Genomic DNA, 2,784 nt, shown 5'->3' with positions numbered 1-2,784 from the left:
CCCAGTTCCAGCGCACGGGCAATCAGCATTTCCTCAACGTGGTACTGCTGCAAATTGATCATGCCGGGGCGCTTGTGGCCTGCGTCGGGCACCAGGTTGAACTGGTACACCTCGTCTTCTTCGAGGAAGGTGCGGCCGATGTTCCAGCTTACGCCCAAGCCGCAAGCCTCGTTGGCAATGCCCAGGCGGTCCAGAATTTCGAGCGAACGCTTGGCGTAACACACCGCCCGCGAACCGACCGACACGGTTTTGTCGTCGTCCAGCACCAGCACATCCAGGCCCTGCAAGCGCGCATCAATGGCTGCCGCCAAGCCCACCGGCCCTGCGCCAATCACGATCAGCGGTTTGCGCTGCGGCGGCGTGGCCATCAGGTCGGCTGGCGACTTGTAGGGATAAATCGGGTTGACGTAAGCACCCATGTGCAAGCTCCAAAAGGGTCAAAAAGCACCCTGTGGTGCCTAGACCGTAATTTACCATTGATAAATCGGTTTACCTAAACGTAATTTTATACACCCTCGGGCCAAGCCTGTGACGGACAAAGTTCTGCCGCGTTCTGGAACGACGAAAGTCAAACGGGATTGTGTGCAAATTTTTGACTGCACAACAGCCACAGGACCGTTATGCTCGAACTTGTTTTTTGTATGACAAATTCATGAGCCAGCATTTCTCTCCTGTATCCAGCGGTGCCCGTTTGTCGGACCAAGTGGCGGAGCAACTGAGCGCCGAAATCAAACAAGGCCGTTTGGTGCCGGGCGACAAATTGCCCACCGAGGCGCGTCTGGTGCAGCAGTTCGCCGTCAGTCGCACGGTGGTGCGTGAGGCAGTCTCGCGCCTCAAGTCACTGGGGCTGGTGGATTCGCGCCAGGGCAGTGGCGTGTTTGTGAGCGCACGCCAACCGTTTGCGCCACTCAATTTCGAAGCCCGGCACGCCGCCTCGAAAGAGGCCGTGATCCAGATGGTCGAGGTGCGCCGCGCCTTGGAGGCCGAAGTGGCCGCGCTGGCGGCCGAGCGGCGCAGCGCTGGCGAGCTGCGGGCGATCGAACAAGCCGTCAAGGCGCTGGACAAAGCCGTGCAGTCGGGCGGTGATGGCGTGGCCGAAGACGTGCAGTTTCACCGCGCCATTGCAGAGGCCGCGCACAATCCTTTTTTGATCCAAACACTGGTCTATTTGGGCCAGTTTTTGCACGAGGCCACCCGCGTGACCCGGGCCAACGAGGCCCGGCGCGTGGACTTTGCGGCCCAAGTGCATGCCGAGCACCAGGCCATTTTGCAGGCCGTGCAAGCGGGAGAAGCAGACCAAGCCCGACAAGCCGCCACCGCCCACATGGGCAACGCCATCCGCCGCATCCAAAGTGCCGATCCGGCATTTTGGTTGCAAGAAGGCGAGCAGTTGGCGCAGCCTTTGGTCAAGGGGTTGCGGGGCTGATGGGGAGCCGAAAGGCGGGTGATCAGACCGGCAGACCCACGTCACATCACTGCGCTTTGATGCCTGCCGCTTTGACCACAGCCTCGTAGCGCGACAGGTCACGCGCCATGTCGCGGCCAAAGCGCTCTGGGCCGCCGGGGCTGGCGGTGATGCCCAAGGTGTTCAGACGATCGCGCACGGCCGGGTCGTTCAGCACGGCGTTCAGCTCGGTGTTGAGCTTGTCCACAATCGCCCGGGGCGTTTTGGCCGGGGCCAGCAAACCGACCCAGGAGTTGATGTCGAAATCGGTCACGCCCGCTTCGATGAAGGTGGGCACATCGGGCATGGACGGGGCACGCTGCGCGCTGGACACGGCCACCGCATGCAGCTTGCCTGACTTGACGTGAGAAATCGCCCCCGCCACAGCGGTGTACACCAGCGGAACGTTGCCGCCCATCACATCGATCATGGCCTGGCCACCGCCTTTGTAGGGAATGTGCGTCAGGTTGGCACCTGTGCGCTGCTTGAGCAATTCACCCGCAATGTGCGGCGTGCCGCCCGTACCAGACGTGCCATACGACAGGCCGCCCGACTGGGTTTTGGACAGGGTGATCACTTCTTTCAGTGTTTTGGCGGGAACGCCAGGGTGCGACACCAGAATCAGAATGGCATCGCCAATTTTTCCGACCGGGGCGAAGTCATTCATGGTGTCAAAGCCCACTTTGGGGAACACATGCGGGTTGATCACCAGGGTGCCGTCAAAGCCCAACAGCAAGGTGTAACCATCGGGCGCGGCCGTGGCCACCATTTGCGTGCCGATGTTGCCCGAGGCGCCGGGTTTGTTGTCCACGATCACCTGTTGGCCCAAGCGCTTGGAGAGGTGCTCGGCGATCACGCGGCCGCTGGTGTCGGTGACGCCGCCGGGTGAAAAGGGCACGATCATGCGAATAGGCTTGCTGGGGTAAGCCGCTTGTGCTGCTGCGCTGCTGGCGCTCAGGGCCAGGCCACCACAGGCAGCGGCCATCAAGCCGGTGCTTAGCGCAGCTTTGAGCCAATGGCGGCGAGGTGTTGTTGTCTTCTTTTGCATTGTTGTCTCCTAGAGTTTCAGGGGGGTCAATCGGTTTCAGCGTAACGTTTTTCAAAAGCCCACACGTCTTCGAAACCCATGAGCTTGGTCAGGTCGCCAAAGTCATACAAAGGCGTTGGACTGTTGGCAGAAGAGCCGGTGTCCTTGAATTGCTGGTACACCTGCGCCATGGCCTGCACCCCGGCCAACAAGGCGGTCACCGGGAAGATGGCGATCTTGTAGCCCAGCGCTTCCAGCTCTGGCTTCGTCAGCACCGGGGTGCGGCCTTTTTCGACCATGTTGGCCACCAGCG

The 2,784-nt window shown here is 61.0% G+C and carries 3 protein-coding genes and 1 pseudogene; 1 reads left to right on the top strand and 3 read right to left on the bottom strand.

The features are described 5' to 3' along the window. Window positions 1-419 (bottom strand): FAD-dependent monooxygenase (locus Q0341_RS07580; protein ID WP_299511722.1); only part of this gene is annotated, 419 nt, incomplete at its 3' end. Window positions 420-652: 233 nt separating this feature from the next. Here Q0341_RS07580 and Q0341_RS07575 point away from each other — a divergent pair. Continuing rightward, window positions 653-1,426, top strand: a complete 774-nt coding sequence (locus Q0341_RS07575) for a FadR/GntR family transcriptional regulator (protein WP_299511720.1) — start codon at window positions 653-655, stop codon at window positions 1,424-1,426. 46 nt (window positions 1,427-1,472) lie between these two features. Here the strand turns inward: Q0341_RS07575 and Q0341_RS07570 are convergent, their stop codons facing one another. Together Q0341_RS07570 and Q0341_RS07565 are read right to left on the bottom strand one after the other, a co-directional pair. Continuing rightward, the gene (locus tag Q0341_RS07570) at window positions 1,473-2,429 is read right to left on the bottom strand and encodes a tripartite tricarboxylate transporter substrate binding protein (protein WP_299511724.1); all 957 of its coding nucleotides are present in this window, start codon (window positions 2,427-2,429) and stop codon (window positions 1,473-1,475) included. 89 nt (window positions 2,430-2,518) lie between these two features. Then, a pseudogene (locus Q0341_RS07565) lies at window positions 2,519-2,784 on the bottom strand (carboxyvinyl-carboxyphosphonate phosphorylmutase); the annotation flags it as partial.

Source organism: uncultured Limnohabitans sp., assembly GCF_937889215.1.
Taxonomy (GTDB): Bacteria; Pseudomonadota; Gammaproteobacteria; order Burkholderiales; family Burkholderiaceae_C; genus Limnohabitans_A.
This window is presented reverse-complemented; position numbering and strand designations above follow the sequence as displayed.

Coding starts and splice junctions, on each gene's coding strand:
- Q0341_RS07570 (WP_299511724.1), bottom strand. CDS start 2,429: ATGGCCGCTGCCTGTGGTGGCCTGGCCCTGAGCGCCAGCAGCGCAGCA.
- Q0341_RS07575 (WP_299511720.1), top strand. CDS start 653: ATGAGCCAGCATTTCTCTCCTGTATCCAGCGGTGCCCGTTTGTCGGAC.